Source organism: Rhodopseudomonas rhenobacensis, assembly GCF_014203125.1.
Lineage (GTDB): Bacteria > Pseudomonadota > Alphaproteobacteria > Rhizobiales > Xanthobacteraceae > Rhodopseudomonas_A > Rhodopseudomonas_A rhenobacensis.
The window spans coordinates 1-18,827 of the sequence record NZ_JACHIH010000034.1 but is presented as its reverse complement, the minus strand read 5'-3'; the positions used below and the strand labels follow the sequence as shown (position 1 = coordinate 18,827).

Sequence of the window (18,827 nt, the reverse complement as noted above, 5' to 3'; positions counted from 1 at the left end):
GGCGGCGCAAACCCATGCATTGCCGTCACCGCCCGCGAAAGCGGGCGGCCCAGTATTGCAGAGCGCAGCGGTTCAGCCGCAACGCTCCGGCGTACTGGATCCCCGCTTTCGCGGGGATGACGGCTTGGTGTGCAGCAGCGCAGTGCCCCCGCAAGCGCGGCGTCGTGCGCCGCGTCCGGGGTACGACCACCGCGAAGTCGATAGGTGAGGTTGCCGAACAAGGCACCCAAAACGAAAACGGCCCGCGCTGGCGGGCCGTCGCAACCAATCAAATCAGTGTCAGCTCACACCGCGGCGGAGATCCACTGCTGCAGCTTCTGCTTCGGCGCGGCGCCGACCTGGCGCGAGGCCATCTCGCCGCCCTTGAAGATCAGCAGCGTCGGGATCGACATCACGCTGTACTTCGACGCGGTCTGCGGATTCTCGTCGACATTGAGCTTGACGATCTTGACCTTCTCGCCGAGCGCGCTGGAAATCTCGTCCAGCGCCGGCGCGATCATGCGGCAGGGACCGCACCATTCGGCCCAGAAATCCACCACGACCGGACCCGCCGCGTTGAGAACTTCGGATTCGAAATCGGCGTCTGAAACCTTGCCAACGGCCATGGAATACCTCGTTTGAATGTTGGAGAGGCGCGTCGGGAATCGCGCCGGTAAGATGTCTAGCAACGTAAGAACGCGCCTGGGCAGGGTCAAGCACGCTCACGCGGACATGATGGCTGCCAGCCCTGCGTCCAGCGCGCTGTCAGAAATCTCCATGATTTCAGTGATTTCGGTCCAGATCAGGGCGGCCCGCAGGGTTCGCTCCGGGTATAACTTGGCAAGCACGGCGCGATACAGCGCGAGCTGCCGCAGATAGCCGGCCGGGGCTTCGGCCGGCGTGCGCGGCGGCGCCTGGTTGGTCTTGAAGTCGACCAGCAGCACCTCGGCGGGCGTCACCAGCAGCCGGTCGATCTGGCCGGAGACCAGCACGCTCTCGCCGCCGGGGCGGGCCAGCCGTCCGGCGATCGGCACCTCGGCGCGGCTGCCGGGGCCGAATAGCGCGGCGAGGCGCGGATCGTCGATCAGCGCCAGCACCGAGGCGGCCAGCGCGGTGCGGTCCTGTTCGGGCCAGGTGTCGTTGGTGGTGTTGCGCGCCAGATAGCGCGCGGCGGCCTCGGCGCGGCGCTCGCGCGGCAGATCCGGCAGCGACTGCAACAACCGATGCACCAACTGGCCGCGCTGCCGCGCCTGGGCGCGCGGGCCGCTGCCGTCCTCGGCACGGCTGCGGCGGCTGCCGGCATCGTCGGACGGCCGCAGCACCCGCTCGGCGGCGGGCGTCGGCGCGGCCGGCAGCCGTAACCATGCGGGCAGCGGCTCCGGCGTGGGCGCGTCCTTGCGGGCGGGCGCTTCGGCTTGAGCCTGCTCCGGCGCAAGATCCTCCGCGCGGCAATAGCGCTTCACCACGCCGTCCGGCGGCGGCACGGTCTGCATCGAAAGGCCCGAGCCTTCGAGGCCCTTGGCGATCAGGTCGTACCACGACAACGGCCGCACCTCGGCGCGGTTGCCGGGCTGGCAGCCGCCGACGATCAGCCGGTCGGCGGCGCGCGTCATCGCCACATACAAGAGCCGGCGATATTCGTCCTCGGTCTCGGCGATCATCGCCGCGCGGGCTTCGGCGACCACCGGGGGGTCGTCGGCCTTCTTGCCGGCCCATACCGCGACGCTTGGACCGTTCGGCGCGGCGTTGCCCTGCGGCAGATGCACCAGGTTGAGCCGCTGGCTATCCGCCGGCGATGAGGTGGTGTCGACCAGGAACACCACCGGCGCCTCCAGCCCCTTGGCGCCGTGCACCGTCATCACCCGCACCTCGTCGCGGGAGATTTCCATGTCGCGCTTCACCTCGGTGTCGGCGGCGCGCAGCCAGGCCATGAAGCCCTGCAGCGAGGCCGGTGCCTTGCGCTCATAGCCGAGCGCCAGTTCGAGGAATTCGTCGAGCGCGTCGGTCGCCTCATGGCCGAGCCGGCGCAGGATGCGGGCGCGACCGCCGTCGCCGCCGAGCAGCCAGGCGTAGAACGCGAACGGGGTTTTCGCGACATTGTCGGCGCAGTCTTGCAGCCGCCGATGCGCGGCTTTGAATTTCGCACCGTCCCCGGCGTGCGCCGCCAAGGCGTCGCGCAGGCTGCCTTTGCGCTGCCAGGCCAGCTTGAACAGCTCGTCGTCGTCGAGCCCGAACAGCGGGCTCTTCAGCGCCACCGCGAGCGCCAGATCGTCCTGCGGCAGCAGCAGCGCGTCGGCGAGATTCATCAGGTCGATGATCGCGATGTGCTCGGTCAGCTTCAGCCGGTCGGCGCCGGCGACCGGAATGCCGCCGCGCTTCAAGGCCTGGATGATGGCGTCGAACGCCTTGCCGCGGCGGCGCACCAGGATCAGCACGTCGCCATAGCGTAGCGCACGGCGATCGCCGCGAGGCCCGGTCTGCGTGCCGTTGCTGATCAATTCGGCGATCTCGGCCTGCACCCGTTGCGCAAGCTTCACCTCGGGGCTGGTCTCCGGCAGCGCGTCGAACGGCGCCCGCCAGCCTTCGATGTCCTGACGCTCGTCGGGCTGCTGCAATTCCCACAGATCGATCAGGCTGGGGCCGGCGTCGGCCAGCGATTCGTGGATCGGATAGGTGGTGTCGGCATGGATGCTGCGATAGATCGCCTGGTCGCGGAACACGTGATCGACCGATTGCAGGATCGCAGCACCGGAGCGGAACGAGTAGTTGAAGCTGATCGGATCGAACTTCAGCTCGGCGTTGCGGAAGCGGGTCTGCAGCGCGCCGCGCCGCAATGCGAATTCGCGTGGCGAGGCGCCCTGGAACGAGAAGATCGACTGCTTCTCGTCGCCGACCGCGAAGATCGTGCGCTTGACGTCGCGGGCGCCTGCGCCGGCGGTGAATTCCGAAATCAGGTGGTCGACGATGTCCCATTGCCGCGGGCTGGTGTCCTGCGCCTCGTCGATCAGCACGTGGTCGACGCCGCGGTCGAGCTTGTAGTGCACCCAGCCCGACGAAATCCGGTTCAGCATGTCGAGCGTCTTGTCGATCAGGTCGTCATAGTCCAGGAGGCCGCGATCCTGCTTCTGCCGCGCGTAGTTCGCCGCGACGTCGCTGGCGATCACCAGCAGCGCTTGGGTGCGCTCGCGCAGCGCCAGCGCGCGGCGGCGCTCCAATAGCGGGCCGATCCGCTCGCATTCGCGCTTCAGCGCCGCCACCAGATCGGGACGGGCCTCGGCGATTTTCTTGGTGGCCAGCGACTTGCGCGGGCTAAAATCCTTGGTCAGGAAGATCTGCAGATAGCGATCGATCTGGTCGTTGCCTGTAAGCGTCGCGGCCTGCCGCAGCCGTTCGGCCTGATCGCCGTCGGTCTTGCTGCCACCGTCCAGAATCGACGCGGCCTTTTCCCAGCGCGCCCGCGGCAGGTTCGGTCCGTCGATGATCTCCTGGTCGACCGCGGCGCAGCTGTCGTCGGGGGCAACGCCAAGCGCCGCGGAGAGCTGCGCCATCGCCGCCTCGGTGGAACCGGCGCGCGCAATCCAGGCCATGAACTTGTCGCGGCTGAAACAGGCGTCGCGCACCACGTCGCGAAACGTCACGTCGGCGGCGCTGGTCATCGCTACGGTCAAAGCTTTGCCGGCGGCGCTATGCGGCGCCTGCGCCGCCTGCAGCAGCACCGAGAGACTGGCGCGCTCCATCATCTCGGTCTGGTCGCGCTCGTCCAGCACCGCGAACCGCGCCGGCACATTGGCCTCGAACGGAAACTGTTGCAGCAGCCGGGTGCACAACGCGTGGATGGTCTGCACCTTGAGCCCGCCCGGTGTCTCCAGCGCGCAGGCGAACAATTCGCGCGCCCGCATCCGCGTTTTGGAGTCTGGTTGGGCGATGCCGGCGCTCTTGATCGCGGCGTCGAGATTGTCGTCGCTCAGCGTCACCCAATGCCCGAGCGTGCTGAACACCCGCTGCGCCATGTTGGCGGCGGCCGCCTTGGTGAAGGTGATGCAGAGGATCTTCTCCGGCGGCACGCCATTCAGCAGCAGGCGGATCACCCGCTGCACCAGCACGTGGGTCTTGCCGGAGCCGGCATTCGCAGAAACGAACACCGAGGCGGTCGGATCGGAAGCTTGCACTTGCCGCTCGGTGGCGGCGGGGGGAATCACGCGCCCGCTCATTGGCCGTCTCCGAGCCCGCCGGCCGCCGACCATTCCTTGATCCGCGCCAGATCGTCGTAGTGGCCGTAACGGTTGGCCCACATCGGCAGGTTCAGCGACGAGTAGGGCGTAGTTGCATCGTCGAATTTGCGGATCAGGGCTTCGAGCTTGGCGCGGGCTTCGCTCGCGGCATCGTCGGGGAATAGCGCCTCTTCAGTTCGGTCGCGTTTCAGTTCGAGGATTTTCTCCTCGCCCGGCGGGTTGTTGCCGCTGAGTTTGACGTAGACCAGTTCGCTCACCGAGGAGCCCGCGGCGATGCCGTCGAAGCCGCCTTCGCGCAGGATCGCGGCTTCCAGCGTCAATTGCGGCGACAGCCCCATCCGCACCTGCTTGCCGGTCGGCGGGCGGCCGGTCTTGTAGTCGAGGATCGCGAAGGTGCGGTCGGCGCGGCGCTCGATGCGGTCGGCGCGCGCCGAGAGGATGAAGCTGCGGGTAGCATCGAGCGGGATGCTAAGCGTGCCGCGGGTCTCGGCGTCGACATGGGCGACGTTGAGCCGGCGCTCGGTCTCCCAGGTGGCGAACCAGGATGCAATTCGCAGGAAGCGCGGCCACCACAGCGCGCGGGCCTCCGGGCGCTCCATCAGCGGCGCGAAATGCTTTTGCCCGATGGCGCGCAACGCGACGGCCGGATCGTCCGGCAGCGCCTGCGCGAAGACTTGCGTGAATTCGCCGAGCGACTCGTGGATCGCCGAGCCGCGATCCGCCGCCGACAGCGGCATGTCGACCGGGTCGAGCGGCGTGAGCTTGAGAATGAACTTGGCGTAGATGGTGTAGGGGTCGCGCAGCCAATCCTCGATCGCGGTGACCGACAATTGCAGCGGCCGGGCGTCGCGCGGCGGCCGCGGCATCGGCTGCGCGATCGGCACGACCTTGTCAGGGCGGTCGAGCGCGTGGGCGTAATCGAGATAGATCTGGCCGCGCGCCTCGGCGGCTTTCCAGCGTTCCGCGCCGGCCACCGCCTCCAGCCGATGCAGGAAGCGCGACGCCACTGCCGGCGCGCCGGCGACCTTGGCGGCGTGGCTGAGGATCACTTCGTCGGCGCCGAGCATCTGCGCGAAGTCGTGCGCGGAGAGCCCGATGCGGCGCTCCGGCAGATCGAGTTTCAGCTGATGCCGCATCGGCCGGCTCAGCCACGGATCGCTGCGCGGCGCCGGCGGCCAGATGCCTTCGACCAGCCCGCCGAGAATCACCCGGTCGCATTGCGTCAGCCGGGCTTCCAACGGGCCGAAGATCCGCAGCGCGACGCTTTCCGCTTCCGGGCGGCGCACGACGCGGTCGGCGAACGCGGTCTGGAATAATTCCGGGTAGTCGCCGGGCTGCGCCACAAGCCCGCTCGCCTTCGGCAGATCCTCGAACGCGGATTCCAGCGCGGAGCCCTGCGGGCCGTCGAACGCCGCTGCAAAACCATCGTCGTCGCGGGAGAGGGCGGTGACGACGGCGCGATGTTGCTTGGCGAGTTCGGAAAAATCCAACGGCTGATTGGCATCGAGCGCTTCCAGCGGCGCCAGCGCGCTTTGCAATTCGCCGATCAGCGCCTGCGCGCGATCGAGCGCCTCATCGCGCAGCCGGGCGCGCGGCTCGGAGCCGTGCAGCATCGAGGTCTCGCGGTGGCGCAGTTTGCCGAGTTCGTCGCGGAAGCGGGCGAAGTCACGCGCGAGGCCCGCGCTGCCGGCGGCGGGGCGGGTGCCGCGCAGCACCGCCTGCTCCAAGGTCTCGACCGCGTCGCGCCAGAAGCCGGCGGCCTGACCGAGCCGCAGCAGCGGATGCTTCAACAGCGCCAGCAGGGTTGCCGGCTCGAGCTGCGCGGTGGCAGCCATCGCGGCGAGGCGTGCGAAAATGCCGTGCGGGGTGTCGATCAGGGCGTCGCCGCCGGAATCGTCGAACGGCAGCTTCCAGCGGCCCAACGCCGCCATCACCCGCCGCGCCAGCGCGCGGTCCGGCGTCACCAGCGCGGCCGACTTGTTCAGCTCGCGCGCTTGCCGCATCGCCACCGCGATCGCCAGCGCTTCCATCTCCGGATTGTCGGCGGAGATCACCGCCAGCTCAGTCATGCCGGCGGCGATGTTCTGCTCGACCGCGGGCTCGGCGAGGCGCTGGTGCCATTGCGCGGTGGCGTTCGATGGTCGCATCGCCTCGGAGACCAGCAGCTCGCGGCCGCGCGGCGCCGGCTCGCCGAGCGGAACGACGTCGCGGCGTTCGATGCCGAAGGTCTCAAGCAAGGCATGCAGCGCGAATTGCGGATGGTTCGACGACGGCGGCGTGGAGGCCTTGCCGGCGGCGTCGCGGGTGCCGCCGATCTTTTGCCAGGCGTCGTCGTCAAGATCGGTGTCGAGCCCGGGCAGCACCACCGCGCCCTGCGGCAGCGCGGCGATGGCGCGGAGAAACCGCGCGGTCGCCGGCATCGAGCCGGTGGAGCCGGCGGCGATCACCGGGCCGGAATGATGCGCGGCGAGCCGCTTGGCTTCCGCGTCGATCAAAAGATCGCGCCGCGCCGCCGGCTCGATCAGCTGGTTGTCGGCGAGATAGGCCGGCCAATAGTCGCGGGCGATCTTCAGAAAATCCAACGACAGCTGCCAGTATTGGTCCAACTCGTCCGGCACCAGCCCGTCGAGCTGCGCCCAATCGACCTTGCGGGTCACCATGTCGTCCATCAGCCGCGCCAGATCGCCGGCCAGCGCCAGCGCCGAGGCCGGGCCGCCGACCACCAGCGGCGCCAGCTCCTTGCCCCACGCCGCGACCAGTCGCGCCAGGATCAGCCGGCGGTCGAGTTCGGCGAGGTTCGGCGGAATCTCCAGTGACGCGCTGCCTTCGAACGGCTCGGCGTCTTCGGCGAACGCCAGTTCGTCCTCGTCGATGCCGCCGAGCGCGACGATCCGCGGCAGCAGCACCGCGTCGCTCTGCAGCACGTCGAGAAAGATCTCACGCGCCATCCGCCCGGCGCGCCGGGTCGGCAGATACAGCGTGGCTTCGGCCAGCCGCCGAGGATCGGCGCGGGCGTCGAAGCCCGGCAGCAGCCGGCCCTCGACCAGCGCGGCAATCAGCGTGCGCAGGAACGGCGCCGAGGCCGGAATATTGAAAACGCGCATGAAGATCCCGATTCGCCGAGCGGCTGCATCATGCCACGCGCCGACGCGCGGCGGGAGTGCCGCCGGCCGGTGGCTGCATTGCCCGGGGCTGCATGGCCGCGCGGCGGTCATCCTTCGAGGCGCGCCACGAAGCGCCGTACATTTGGTGGCGCCGGTTCCGGCGCGCACCTCAGGATGACGGCCCGTTGTGTGATTTCATAAGAGGTTCAACATCTTCGCCGTCATCCTGAGGAGCCCGGCGAAGTCCGCAAGCACGAAGTCGGGCGTCTCGAAGGATGCGCCCGAAACGCGTCAGACCACGCTGCTGGCGAGATAGGCGCGTTCGGCGGTCTGGATCGCGTCCGGGGTGCCGACATGCATCCAGACGCCGTCGAGCCGCAGGCCGAACAGCCGGCCTTGTTCGCTGACGCGGTCGAAGATCCGGGTCAGCGGAAACTCGCCCTGCGGCGCCTCGGCGAACAGCTGCGGCGACATGATCGCCACGCCCGCATAGACGAACGGCACCACTTCGAGCTCCTTGCGCTTGCGCAAGGTGCCGTCCGGCGCCATCGCATAATCGCCGCTGCCGCTATAGCCGATGGAATTGGCGGTCGCCGCCATCAACAGCAGGATGTCCATCCGCTCGGGGTCGAAGGTCGCGGCGAGCCGCGCCAGGTTCGACTGCGCGCCGTCGATCCACATGGTGTCGGCGTTGAGATGAAAGAACGGCGTGGCGCCGAGCAAGGGCAGCGCTTTGACCACGGCGCCGCCGGTGCCGAGCACCGCATCGCGCTCGTCGGAAATCAGCACCCGCGGCTGCTTGCGGCCGGCGACGTGGTCGATGATCTGGTCGGGCAGATAGTGCACGTTGACCACGGCCTCGGCGACGCCGGCTTCGGCCAGGCGGTCGAGCACGTGATCGAGCAGCGGCTTGCCGGCGACGCTGACCAGCGGCTTCGGGATGGTGTCGGTGATCGGCCGCATTCGCAGGCCAAGCCCGGCGGCGAGGATCATGGCTCTGTCTGGCTTGACGGACATCGACGCTCTCGACTGCAAGGGTCTTTTCGGATTCGCTGCGGATCAGTTTAACACGCAATCCAGCGGCGTTGCATCCGGGCCGGCGTTCGGCCTGTCCGCAATAATGGTCGGCGATGACGGCTATACGACGTCGCCGCGGCCGCACGGTGGCGGCGACCGATCGCTCGTCAGGGTGCGACGGTCTGCGGCTTGCCGCGGTCGGCGGCGCGCTTCTTCTTGTCGCTCGGGCGCAGGAAATTGACGCCGATCTGGTCGCCGTTCACCCAGGTCAGTTCGCAGCGGCGATAGGCCAGCCCGGTCGACGACAGCAGCAGGAAGAACTCCTTGAGGTTGAGTCCTTCCACCGAGCCCTCGATGCTGAGCTTGGCGCCGATTTCGGAGACGTCTTCGACCTTGCAGGCCCGGCGCCAGGTGCCGTCGATCGCCATCATGTGGGCATCGAGCCCGCGTTCGAACACCACACGCGTGCCTTTGCGGCGCTCCGCAGCAGCCATGGTCTCCTCCTCCGTCCGCACAGCATCGCATCCCCGCCACGGCAGGGTATCGACCAAGACTACCGGGCGGTCGGCTAATAACTGGTAAAGATACCTGGCTCAGGTCGGCGGCGGCACGTGGGCTTTGTACCAGTCGCGCAGCGGCGCCAGCTTCGGATGCGCCAGCGAGCGGTTGAGATAGGTCCAGATCCGCGGCAGGTGGCGCAGATAATGCGGCTTGCCATCGCGGCTATTCAGCCTGGCGAAAGTGCCGAGCAGCCGGGTGTTGCGCTGCGCCGACATCACCGCATAGATCTCGGCGAAGGCGACCGCATCGAAGCCGGCGTCGGCGGCGCGCCGCGCCTTGATGTAGCGCGCCAATAGCGCCAGTTCGAGCGCCTCCGGGACATCAAGCCGGGCATCCTGCAGCAACGACACCAGGTCGTAGGCCGCGGGTCCCAGCACGGTGTCCTGAAAATCGATCACCCCGACCTTGGCGATGCCCTCGCGCTCGTCGAGCCAGATCAGGTTCGGCGAATGGAAGTCGCGCAGCACCCAGGTGGTCGGCTCGGACTCGTGCGGCGCGAGCAGGGCGCGCCACATCGCGATGAACTCCTCGCCCAGTTCTCGTGTCGGCGTGACGCCGCGGTCGGGCAGATACCATTCCGGCATCAGGCCGATTTCGATCAGCATCGCGTCGACGTCGAAGCGCGGAATCACATAGTCGGCGTGCGGCGACAACGGCAGCGTATCCGGCAGCGGCTCACGATGCAGCTCCGCCAGCATGTCGGTCGCGGCCTGGTAGCGCTCGGCGATCGGCGCCGGCGGCTCGCCCGCCAGGAAACTCTCGCTGTCGAAATCCTCGGTGATCAGAAAGCCGGCGTCGAGGTCGGCGTGATGGATCGCCGGCGCAGAGAAGCCGCGCGCGCGCAGGCCGTTGGCGATCGCCACGAACGGCCGGACGTCCTCGGCAAGATGCACCGCGGCGCTGTAGCTTTTGCCGGCATAGAGCGCGGGGCCGTCCGGGCGCGGCGGCGAATTCATCAGGATCAGCGAGACGCCGTCGCGGATCAGTCGCGCGTAGGACCGCGTCGAGGCGTCGCCGGCCATGCGTTGCCGCCGCGCGTCGGCGGTGCCGGACTCGTCGAGGAAGCCCAGCAAGGTGATCAGCCGGTCGACCTGGGCGGCGGCCTTGCCGTGGCCGGTGATCTCCGCGGCGCGCGCCGCGCTGCCGAGCGCCGGGCGATGCGTCAGCGCGATGTCGATGCGGTCGGCCGGCAGCAGACCCGGCGCGCGCTCCGGCCACTCGATCAGCGCGACGGTGCCCTCGGGCAACGGCGACAACCCGATCTCTTCCAGTTCGGACGGGTCCTCGATGCGGTAGAGGTCGGCGTGCAGCAGCGGGAACGGCGGCAACTCGTAGCTCTGCGCCAGCGTGAAGGTCGGGCTCGGCACTTCGAGCTCGGGATCGCCGGCGAGATAGCGGATCATCGCCCGCGCCGCGGCGGTCTTGCCGGCGCCGAGATCGCCGGACAGCGTGATGACGTCGCCGGGCCCGATCAGCAGCGCCAGATCGGCCATCAGATTGGCGGTGGCGGTCTCGTTGAGCAGCGCCAGCGAGAATGTGACGGGGGCGGTCATTCAGCGGCGTTGCGTTGCTGCGACTGATCGATCGGAAACGTGCAGGTCAGCGTGGTGCCCTTGCCGACCACCGAATCGATCCGCACCTTGCCGCCGTGCAGCTCGACGAAGGAGCGCACCAAGGACAGCCCTAATCCGGCGCCGCGATGCCGCGAGCCGTTGGAATGGCTCTCGAACCAGTCGAACACCTTCTCCTTGACGTTGGGCGGAATCCCCGGGCCGGTGTCGGTTACGGTGAACACCACGGTCTTCTCGGTGCGTCTGGCGCTGAGCGTGATCGCGGCGTGCTGCGGCGAGAAGCCGACCGCGTTGGCCAGCAGATTGTACAGCACCTGCACGACGCGGCGTTCGTCGGCGATGAAATGGCCGATGTCCGGCGCGGCGTCGACTTCCAGCACGATATGGTCGCGGGCCAGCCGATCCTGGATGCCTTCGGTGGCGGCCTCGATCGCCTTGCGGATGTCGACCTCGCCGAGATTCAGCGTCATCGCGCCGGCGTCGATGGTGGCGAGGTCGAGGATGTTGTTGATGATCGCGAGCAGCGCGTTGGTCGAGGTGGTGATGTAGCTGAGATATTCTTCCTGCTTTTCGGTCAGCGGTCCGGTCGAGGGGTCGCTGAGGAAATGCGCGAAGCCGATGATGGTGGTCAGCGGCGAGCGCAGCTCGTAGGAGACGTGGTGGACGAAATCGACCTTCATCTGGTCGGCGGTTTCCAGCGCCTCGTTGCGCTCGCGCAGCGCCCGCTCGACGTTCTCGGTGTCGGTGATGTCCTGGAACGTCAGCATGGTGGCGCCGTCGGGCAGCGGCATGGTCATGCAGTTCAGCACGCTGCCGTCGCGGCGCTCCAGCTTCAACGGAATCGCGATGCGGTTCTCGATGCCGGTGATGGCGCCGCGCAACGTCTGCCAAGTTGGCGCGTCGTCGAACAACGGTCGGCACCAGTCCACCACCGTTTCGATATGCGGCTGCAGCTGCAGCGCTTCCGGCGACAGGTTCCACATCCGCGCGAATGGCGGGTTGAACAGCCTCGCGCAGCCATTGCTGCCGAACACCGCGACCGCTTCGGCGAGATTGTCCAGCGTCTCGCGCTGCACGTTGATCAGGCCGTCGAAGCGGCGCGCCAGTTCCAGGCTCTCGGTGACGTCGTCGAACAGATAGGTGACGCCGCCTTCGGGATTCGGCGTGGTGACGATCGACAGCGCGCGGCCGTCGGGCAAATACCAGACGTCCTTGGCGGGATCGACGGCGCGGTAGGCCTCGTGCAGCCGCGCCTTCCATTCGCGGAAATTCGGCTGCTCCGGCAATTTGCGCGACGCGCGCAGCCGGTCGAGCACGCTGGAATCGTCGGGGTTGCTGTCCAGAAAGGTGCGGTCGAGATCCCACAGCCGGCGATAGGAATCGTTGTAGAAGGCGAGCCGGTGCTGCTCGTCGAACACCGCGACGCCGCTCGACAATTGATCGAGTGTGCGGCGGTGCGCTTCGGCCATCCGCACTAAGGCTGCGCCGAGCGCATAGGCTTCGCTGGCGTCGATCGCGGCGCCGGCGCTGCCGCCGCGCACCTTCATGGCGTGAACGTCGTAGATCCGGCGCTCGCCGCCGACCACGATCGGCAGCCGGGCGGTGAAATTGGCGTTGTCATTGAGCGCGCGGCCGAGCGCGCTGCGGTCGTTGCTTTCCAGCAGTTCGAGATTGCGGTCGACCGCGTCGGCGACGCTGGCGCTGTCGGTGGCGCGCGCATAGGCGGCGTTGGCGTAGTTCAACTGGCCGCCCTCGCGCCTGGTCCAGATCGGCCAGGGGGCCGCCGCGGCGAAGTCGCGCAGCATCTCGGTGTCTTGCTGCAACGTCCTATAGCGTTGCGTCATCTCGGCGAGTTCGCGGCGCAGCCCGGAGAGATCGCGGATCCGCACGATGGCCTGGCCGCCGACCGCGCGGCCCATCGCCTCAATGTTGCGGCCGGTCGAGGTGACGAGGTTGAGCTGAAAACTCTCGCCGGCTTCCAGCAAGGCGTCGACGGCGTGGTCCATCTTCAGCGCCGGCTCCGGCGGCATCCAGGTTCCGAACGCCAGGATGCGTTGCGGCGGAACGGTCTGCTCGGCGCCGACGGCGGCCTGCGGGATCAACAGCGAGACGTCGCCGCTGATCTGCGGCCGGGTGTCGCCCGCGGCCCAGGTGACCAGCACCTGGGACTCGGCGAACAACAGCGCGCGGAAACGGTCGGCCTCGAGCTGCAGGGTTTGGATATTGCCGCGCAGCTGCGCCTCGCAGGCGGCGGCGCGCAGCCGCGTGCGCATCAACAGGATCGCTGCGACCACCGAAAAGCCGAGCACGGCCGCCGCCATGGTCAGCGCGATGACGTCCTGACGGCTGAAATCGAACAGCGCGCCGAGCGCGGATTCCGCCGGGGCCTCCGCCGCCGACGCCGAGGCCACCGCGGCGCCGATCGCCAACGCGACGCCTGCGCCGCCGCTGCGTGCCAGCGCCGTGCACGACAGCAAGGTCCGACGCATCGATGCGATCACGCCTGACATGAGAGCCCCAAACCGCGGAACGAACGACCGGCGCCACACAGCCGATCGGCAAGCGTCGGCGATACGCCGTCGAAACACGCGCTGACGAAGAGTTGCGCGCGATCCGAGCGAACCGGACTCCACTCAGCCGATCGTGCCCCATTTTTGCCGGTCACGAATCGAGCGACATTATCCCCAACCGGACAAGACGGGTAAGAGTCCAGATCGTGAACGGCGGGCGCAGACCAAAAATGGACAATTTTAATTTCTTCCGCGCCCTTTTGGCCGCGATCAGCGCCCGGTCGAGCCGAATCCGCCGCTGCCGCGCTCGGTTTCTTCGAGCGAGCTGACGACCGTGAGCTCGACCCGCGCCACCTTGGCCACCACCATCTGGGCGATTCGCTCGCCGCGGCGAATCGTAAAGGGTTGGCTGCCGTGATTGATCAGCAGTACGCCGATCTCGCCGCGATAATCGGCGTCGATGGTGCCGGGCGCATTCAGCACGGTGACGCCGTGCCGCGCCGCGAGCCCGGAGCGCGGCCGCACCTGCGCTTCAAAGCCGGGCGGCAGCTCGAGCTTCAGCCCGGTCGGCACCAGCGCGTAGGTTCCCGGCGCCAGCACCAGCGGCGCGTCGGGGGCGACGGCGGCGAGCAGGTCTAATCCTGCGGCGTGCGCGCTCTGATAGGCCGGCAGCGCGAGGCCTTCACCATGCGGCAATTGCTGAACGGCGGCGGAGATAGCGACGGTCATGATTCGGTGGTCCTTACAGCTTTGGAAATACGCGCAATCAGCGCGGTGGCAACTTGGTCTTTCGACATCACCGGCCAGGACTCGACGCTGATCTCATCGGCGGCGCGGGTCAGGAGGTGGATGGTGTTGCGGTCGCCGCCCATCACGCCGGTGGCCGGCGAGACGTCATTGGCGACGATCCAGTCGCAGCCCTTTCGCGCGAGCTTTGACTTGGCGTTGTCGAGCAGATGCTCGGTCTCGGCGGCGAAGCCGATCACCAGCGGCGGGCGATTTTGTTCGCGCTTCGCGATGCTGGCGAGGATGTCGGGATTTTCGGTGAGTAGCAAAGGCGGCGGCGCGCCGGCGCCTTTCTTGATCTTCTGGCCGCCTTCGCTTTCGACGCGCCAATCGGCGACCGCGGCGGCGAAGACCGCGACGTCGGCCGGCAGCGCGGCGTTCACCGCATCCAGCATCTCGCGCGCGGATTCGACGCGGATCACATGCACGCCCGCGGGATCGTGCAATTCGACCGGACCGGAGATCAGCGTGACCTCGGCGCCGGCGGCTGCGGCGGCCGCGGCGATCGCAAAACCCTGTTTGCCCGAGGAGCGATTGGCGATGTAGCGCACCGGATCGATCGGCTCGTGGGTCGGACCGGCGGTGATCAGCAGCTTGCAGCCGGCCAGTGGCTGCGCTTGTTGCGGTCGCAGAAACGCCTGGGCCGCAGCGGCAATTTCAATCGGCTCGGCCATCCGCCCGGTGCCGGCTTCGCCCTTCTCGGCCATCTCGCCGGCGTTGGGGCCGACCATGTGGACGCCGTCGCGGACCAGCTGCGCGACGTTGCGGCGCGTGGCCGCGTTATTCCACATCAGCGGATTCATCGCCGGCGCCAGCAGGATCGGCCGGTTGGCGGCGAGCAGGATCGCGCTGGCGAGGTCGTCGGCGTGGCCGTTCGCCATCTTGGCCATCAGGTCGGCGGTCGCCGGCGCCACCACGACGAGCTCGCAGTCGCGCCCGAGCCGAATGTGGCCGGCGTCGAATTCGCTCATCGGATCAAACAGATCGGTATAGCAGCGCTGATGCGACAGGGCGCTGGCGGTGAGCGGCGTGACGAATTTTTGCGCGGCGGCGGTGAGCACGCAGCGCACCGAAAAGCCGCGCTCCATCAGGCGCCGGATCAGGTCCATGGATTTGTAGGCGGCGATGCCGCCGCCGACGATCAGGGTGATGCGGGGCTGGCCATCGACCGCGGCGGGCTCCCCAAGGGGCGCCGCGGGCTGCTCGGCGGAGCCGTCAAAACTTGCGGCAAACTCGTGGCGCGGCTGCGCGGCGTCGCGCAGGATGGTCCGTGCCTCGTCTTCCATCGAGCGGCCGTTCCGGGCGGCGCGCTGCCGCAGCTCGGCCTTGATCGCCTCGTCGAGTTTGCGGATCGTCAGACTGGCCACGCGGATTCTCCTGCGTGGAACTTAGCCAATGATCGCATTGCATGCAAGGCATGCGTGCATTGCAATCAAATCATGAGGTGTCACTGCAGCGTCAGCAGCACGCCGATGAAGGTCGCGGCGATGATCCATAGCGCGATGGTGCGGCCGCGGGTGCGGTTGCGCTCCGAGCGACCGATCGCCGCGATGGTCTCCGGCGCCAGCACCAGGCCGTCGCGGGTCATCACTTCGAGCTGATTGAGCACCGCCACCGAGCGCGCGGCGATCGCCGGCAACCCCGAAAGCAGATGGCTGAGTTCGCCGGCGCCACTGAGCGCGGTCTCGATCTTGCCGACCGGACCCAAGTTGCGCTCGATCCATTCGCGCACCACGGGATCGGCGACCTTCCAGATGTCGAGCTTGGGATCGAAGCTTCGCGCGACGCCCTCAACGACGACCATGGTCTTCTGCAAGAGAATCAATTCGGGTCTTGTGCGCATGTCGAACAGGCCGGTGACTTCGAGCAGAAGCGTCAACAGCTTCGCCATCGAAATGTCTTCGGCGATGCGGTTGTGGATCGGCTCGCCGATGGCGCGGATCGCTTGGGCGAAATTCTCCACCGAATGATGCGCCGGCACGTAGCCGGCCTCGAAATGCACTTCGGCGACGCGGCGATAATTGCGGGTGATGAAGCCGAGCAGGATCTCGGCGAGAAACCGCCGCTCCTTCGGCGCCAGCCGCCCCATGATGCCGAAGTCGACCGCGACCAGGCGTCCCGACGGATCGAGGAACAGGTTGCCGGGATGCATGTCCGCATGGAAGAAGCCGTCGCGCAGCGCGTGGCGCAGAAAGCTCTGGATCACCTTGCGGCCGAGTTCGGCGACGTCGACATTGGCTTCGGCGAGCCGGGCGTGATCGTTCAGCGGAATGCCGTCGATCCACTCCATGGTCAGCACGTTGTGGGTGGTGCGGTCCCAGTCGACCTGCGGCACCCGGAAATCCGGATCGTTCTTGGTGTTCTCGGCCATCTCGGAGGCGGCGGCGGCCTCCAGCCGCAAATCCATCTCCATCGCCACCGAGCGCGACATGGTGTTGATGATCTCGACCAGCCGCAGCCGGCGGGCTTCCGAGGAATAGATCTCGGCCTTCTCGGCGACGAAGAAGAAATCGCCGAGGTCGCGGTTGAACCGCGCCGCCACATTGGGCCGCAGCACTTTCACCGCGACGCGCTTGCGCACGCCCTCGGTGTCGGTCTCGCCGCGATGCACCTGGGCGATCGAGGCCGCCGCCACCGGCTCGCTGAGGCTGACGAACACCTGCGCCACCGGGCGCTCCAAGGACGCCGCGATCACCGCCTCGGCCTCTTGTTGCGAGAACGGCGGCAGCCGGTCCTGCAGGCTTTCGAGGTCGTGCGCCATCGCCACGCCGACCACGTCGGGGCGCGTCGCCAGGAATTGACCGAGCTTCAGATAGGCCGGGCCGAGCCGCGTCAGCGCGCGCGACAGCCTGGGGCCGGATTTGGCGCCGGGGCGTTCGATCAGCCGGGCAAGCCGCAGCGCCAGTTGGCCCGGCGGCGGCACCAGCGACGGATCGACCACGCCAAACACGCCCTCGCGCGCGAACACGTAGCCGGCGCGGGCGAGCCGCGCCGCATGAGTGAGGGCAGAGATCACAAACGCCAGCCCGAATGCAGCGCCACGATGCCGCCGGACAGCGACTGATAGGACACCCGCGCAAAGCCGGCGTCGCGGATCATCTCGGCGAACACCGTGGGCTTGGGGAATTTGCGGATCGATTCGACGAGATATTGATAGGATTCGGCGTCGCCGGTGACGGCGCGGCCGATCTGCGGGATCACGTTGAACGAGAACAGGTCGTAGATCTTGGCGAGGCCGGGAACGTCGACGGTGGAGAATTCCAGGCACAGGAAGCGGCTGCCCGGCTTCAGCACCCGATGGGCCTCTTTCAGCGCGAGATCGATCCGCGGCACGTTGCGGATGCCGAAGGCGATCGTATAGGCGTCGTAGCTCTTGTCGGGAAACGGCAGCGCCTCGGCGTTGCCCTCGATGAACGACACCTGATGGTCGAGATGCCGGGCGATGGCGCGTTCGCGGCCGACGCTGAGCATGTCGGAATTGATGTCGCACACCGTGGCGTTGAAACCCGCGCCGGCGGCTTTCGCCGCGCGGAACGAAATATCGCCGGTGCCGCCGGCGACGTCGAGCAGCGCGAACGGCGCGTCGGAGCGCGGCGGGTTCAGCGTGGTGATCATGACGTTCTTCCAGGCGCGGTGCAGCCCGCCCGACATCAGATCGTTCATCAGGTCGTAGCGCGATGCGACGCTGTGGAACACGTCGTTGACCAGCGTCTGCTTGTCGTCCAGCGCCACGTCCTTGAAGCCGAAATGCGTGGTCTCGCCCGGCTGTGTCATGCCTTGTTCTCCTGCAAGCGGCGGCGCCGCTGGCCCAAGCCCTCGCTCGCGCCGCTCGCCATCGCCAAAACCTGTCTTTCGCGGACCATATAGCGCGCCGCCGCCGATGGCGCTATCACCTTGGCAACCAAAGGTGAACGCGTCCCATGCCGGAATTGCCCGAAGTCGAAACCGTCCGGCGCGGGCTCGAGCCGGCCATGGCGGGCGCGCGGATCGACGGCTTCGAGGCGCGACGGGCCGATCTGCGCTTTGCGCTGCAGCCGGATCTGGCCAAACGGCTGATCGGCCAGACCGTGATCGGGCTCGGGCGGCGGGCGAAATATCTTTTGGCGGAGCTGTCCTCCGGCGACGTTCTCCTGATGCATCTGGGGATGTCCGGCTCGTTCCGGGTGCTGCAGGGCGAAGCCGCGGCCACTCCCGGGGCGTTTCACCATCCGCGCAACGACGACCGCGCCCATGATCACGTGGTGTTCCGGATGTCGAACGGCGCGGTGGTGGTGTTCAACGATCCGCGCCGCTTCGGCTATATGAAGATCCTGGCGCCCGGCGAGATCGCCGACGAGCCGTTTCTGAAGGGGCTCGGCCCGGAGCCGCTCGGCAATTCGTTCGACGCCGCGCTGCTGGCCTCGGCCTGCGCCGGGCGCAAGACCAGCCTCAAGGCGGCGCTGTTGGACCAGCGCGTGGTCGCCGGCCTCGGCAACATCTATGTCTGCGAGGCGCTGTTCGGCGCGCATCTCTCACCCAAACGAATCGCCGCGACCCTGGCGACGCGGACGGGTGCTCCGACCGAGCGCGCCGAGCGGCTGGTCGAAGCGATCCGCGCGGTGCTCAACGCGGCGATCAAAGCCGGCGGCTCGTCGCTGCGCGACCACCGCCAGACCTCCGGCGAACTCGGCTATTTCCAGCATTCCTTCGCGGTCTACGACCGCGAGGGCGAACCGTGCCGCACGCCCGGCTGCACCGGCGTGGTGAAGCGCTTCGTGCAGAACGGAAGGTCGACCTTCTGGTGCCCGAAATGCCAGAAGTGAGGGGGGCGCGCTCGCGGCGCATCCTTCGAGACGCCCGGCTACGCCCTTCGGGCTCCGCCGGGCTCCTCAGGATGACGGCGGTGGTGTTGAACCGCGGACGTGGCCGCCACGGCGTGCCAATCTACTGATGTTGCTGCGTGGCGTCGAAACAACCCTCGCTACACACCGCAGCCGTCATCCTGAGAGCCTGTGAATCTATTAGATTTTGCGTTTTTCGAGTTGAGTCAAATCAAGCACTTAGCTGCCGCAAAGACGCTGAAATTCG

The 18,827-nt window shown here is 67.8% G+C and carries 12 protein-coding genes; 1 reads left to right on the top strand and 11 read right to left on the bottom strand.

The features are described from left to right. Positions 1 to 284: 284 nt before the first annotated feature. The 11 genes from trxA to ubiE all read right to left on the bottom strand — a co-directional run bounded on the left by trxA (position 285) and on the right by ubiE (position 17,534). Positions 285 to 605 carry a thioredoxin gene (trxA, locus tag HNR60_RS20235; protein ID WP_184261446.1) on the bottom strand — a complete coding sequence of 107 codons (321 nt, stop codon included), beginning with the start codon at positions 603 to 605 and terminating at the stop codon, positions 285 to 287. Positions 606 to 701: 96 nt separating this feature from the next. Then, a complete protein-coding gene (addA, locus tag HNR60_RS20230) occupies positions 702 to 4,190 on the bottom strand; it encodes a double-strand break repair helicase AddA (RefSeq protein ID WP_184261444.1) in 3,489 nt (1,162 codons plus the stop codon). Beyond that, the gene (addB, locus tag HNR60_RS20225; RefSeq protein ID WP_184261441.1) at positions 4,187 to 7,315 is read right to left on the bottom strand and encodes a double-strand break repair protein AddB; all 3,129 of its coding nucleotides are present in this window, start codon (positions 7,313 to 7,315) and stop codon (positions 4,187 to 4,189) included. Before addB ends, addA begins: the two co-directional genes overlap by 4 nt. A 291-nt stretch (positions 7,316 to 7,606) precedes the next feature. Continuing rightward, positions 7,607 to 8,332: a nucleotidyltransferase family protein gene (locus HNR60_RS20220; protein ID WP_184261439.1), complete on the bottom strand. Its 726-nt coding sequence runs from the start codon at positions 8,330 to 8,332 to the stop codon at positions 7,607 to 7,609. Positions 8,333 to 8,499: 167 nt separating this feature from the next. Further along, on the bottom strand, positions 8,500 to 8,826 hold the full coding sequence (locus HNR60_RS20215; RefSeq protein WP_184261437.1) for a PilZ domain-containing protein: 327 nt from the start codon (positions 8,824 to 8,826) through the stop codon (positions 8,500 to 8,502). Between the two features lie 99 nt (positions 8,827 to 8,925). Continuing rightward, positions 8,926 to 10,446: a tRNA (adenosine(37)-N6)-threonylcarbamoyltransferase complex ATPase subunit type 1 TsaE gene (tsaE, locus tag HNR60_RS20210; RefSeq protein WP_184261428.1), complete on the bottom strand. Its 1,521-nt coding sequence runs from the start codon at positions 10,444 to 10,446 to the stop codon at positions 8,926 to 8,928. Then, a complete protein-coding gene (locus tag HNR60_RS20205) occupies positions 10,443 to 12,974 on the bottom strand; it encodes a sensor histidine kinase (protein WP_184261420.1) in 2,532 nt (843 codons plus the stop codon). Before HNR60_RS20205 ends, tsaE begins: the two co-directional genes overlap by 4 nt. 270 nt (positions 12,975 to 13,244) lie before the next feature. After that, positions 13,245 to 13,703 (bottom strand): dUTP diphosphatase, encoded by a 459-nt coding sequence (gene dut, locus HNR60_RS20200; RefSeq protein ID WP_184261418.1) that lies wholly within the window; start codon positions 13,701 to 13,703, stop codon positions 13,245 to 13,247. Further along, positions 13,700 to 15,127: a bifunctional phosphopantothenoylcysteine decarboxylase/phosphopantothenate--cysteine ligase CoaBC gene (coaBC, locus tag HNR60_RS20195; RefSeq protein ID WP_347339363.1), complete on the bottom strand. Its 1,428-nt coding sequence runs from the start codon at positions 15,125 to 15,127 to the stop codon at positions 13,700 to 13,702. Before coaBC ends, dut begins: the two co-directional genes overlap by 4 nt. 80 nt (positions 15,128 to 15,207) lie before the next feature. After that, positions 15,208 to 16,776: a 2-polyprenylphenol 6-hydroxylase gene (gene ubiB, locus HNR60_RS20190; protein ID WP_184261416.1), complete on the bottom strand. Its 1,569-nt coding sequence runs from the start codon at positions 16,774 to 16,776 to the stop codon at positions 15,208 to 15,210. After that, complete coding sequence (gene ubiE / locus HNR60_RS20185; protein ID WP_184261414.1) at positions 16,773 to 17,534, bottom strand: bifunctional demethylmenaquinone methyltransferase/2-methoxy-6-polyprenyl-1,4-benzoquinol methylase UbiE; 762 nt, start codon at positions 17,532 to 17,534, stop codon at positions 16,773 to 16,775. Before ubiE ends, ubiB begins: the two co-directional genes overlap by 4 nt. Positions 17,535 to 17,680: 146 nt before the next feature. Here ubiE and mutM point away from each other — a divergent pair, with 146 nt between their 5' ends. Continuing rightward, positions 17,681 to 18,562, top strand: a complete 882-nt coding sequence (mutM, locus tag HNR60_RS20180) for a bifunctional DNA-formamidopyrimidine glycosylase/DNA-(apurinic or apyrimidinic site) lyase (protein ID WP_184261412.1) — start codon at positions 17,681 to 17,683, stop codon at positions 18,560 to 18,562. Positions 18,563 to 18,827 lie beyond the last annotated feature (265 nt).

Excerpts from the sequence above, each read along its gene's own strand:
- trxA (WP_184261446.1), bottom strand. The coding sequence starts at position 605 with ATGGCCGTTGGCAAGGTTTCAGACGCCGATTTCGAATCCGAAGTTCTC.
- addA (WP_184261444.1), bottom strand. The coding sequence starts at position 4,190 with ATGAGCGGGCGCGTGATTCCCCCCGCCGCCACCGAGCGGCAAGTGCAA.
- addB (WP_184261441.1), bottom strand. The coding sequence starts at position 7,315 with ATGCGCGTTTTCAATATTCCGGCCTCGGCGCCGTTCCTGCGCACGCTG.
- HNR60_RS20220 (WP_184261439.1), bottom strand. The coding sequence starts at position 8,332 with ATGTCCGTCAAGCCAGACAGAGCCATGATCCTCGCCGCCGGGCTTGGC.
- HNR60_RS20215 (WP_184261437.1), bottom strand. The coding sequence starts at position 8,826 with ATGGCTGCTGCGGAGCGCCGCAAAGGCACGCGTGTGGTGTTCGAACGC.
- tsaE (WP_184261428.1), bottom strand. The coding sequence starts at position 10,446 with ATGACCGCCCCCGTCACATTCTCGCTGGCGCTGCTCAACGAGACCGCC.
- HNR60_RS20205 (WP_184261420.1), bottom strand. The coding sequence starts at position 12,974 with ATGTCAGGCGTGATCGCATCGATGCGTCGGACCTTGCTGTCGTGCACG.
- dut (WP_184261418.1), bottom strand. The coding sequence starts at position 13,703 with ATGACCGTCGCTATCTCCGCCGCCGTTCAGCAATTGCCGCATGGTGAA.
- ubiE (WP_184261414.1), bottom strand. The coding sequence starts at position 17,534 with ATGACACAGCCGGGCGAGACCACGCATTTCGGCTTCAAGGACGTGGCG.
- mutM (WP_184261412.1), top strand. The coding sequence starts at position 17,681 with ATGCCGGAATTGCCCGAAGTCGAAACCGTCCGGCGCGGGCTCGAGCCG.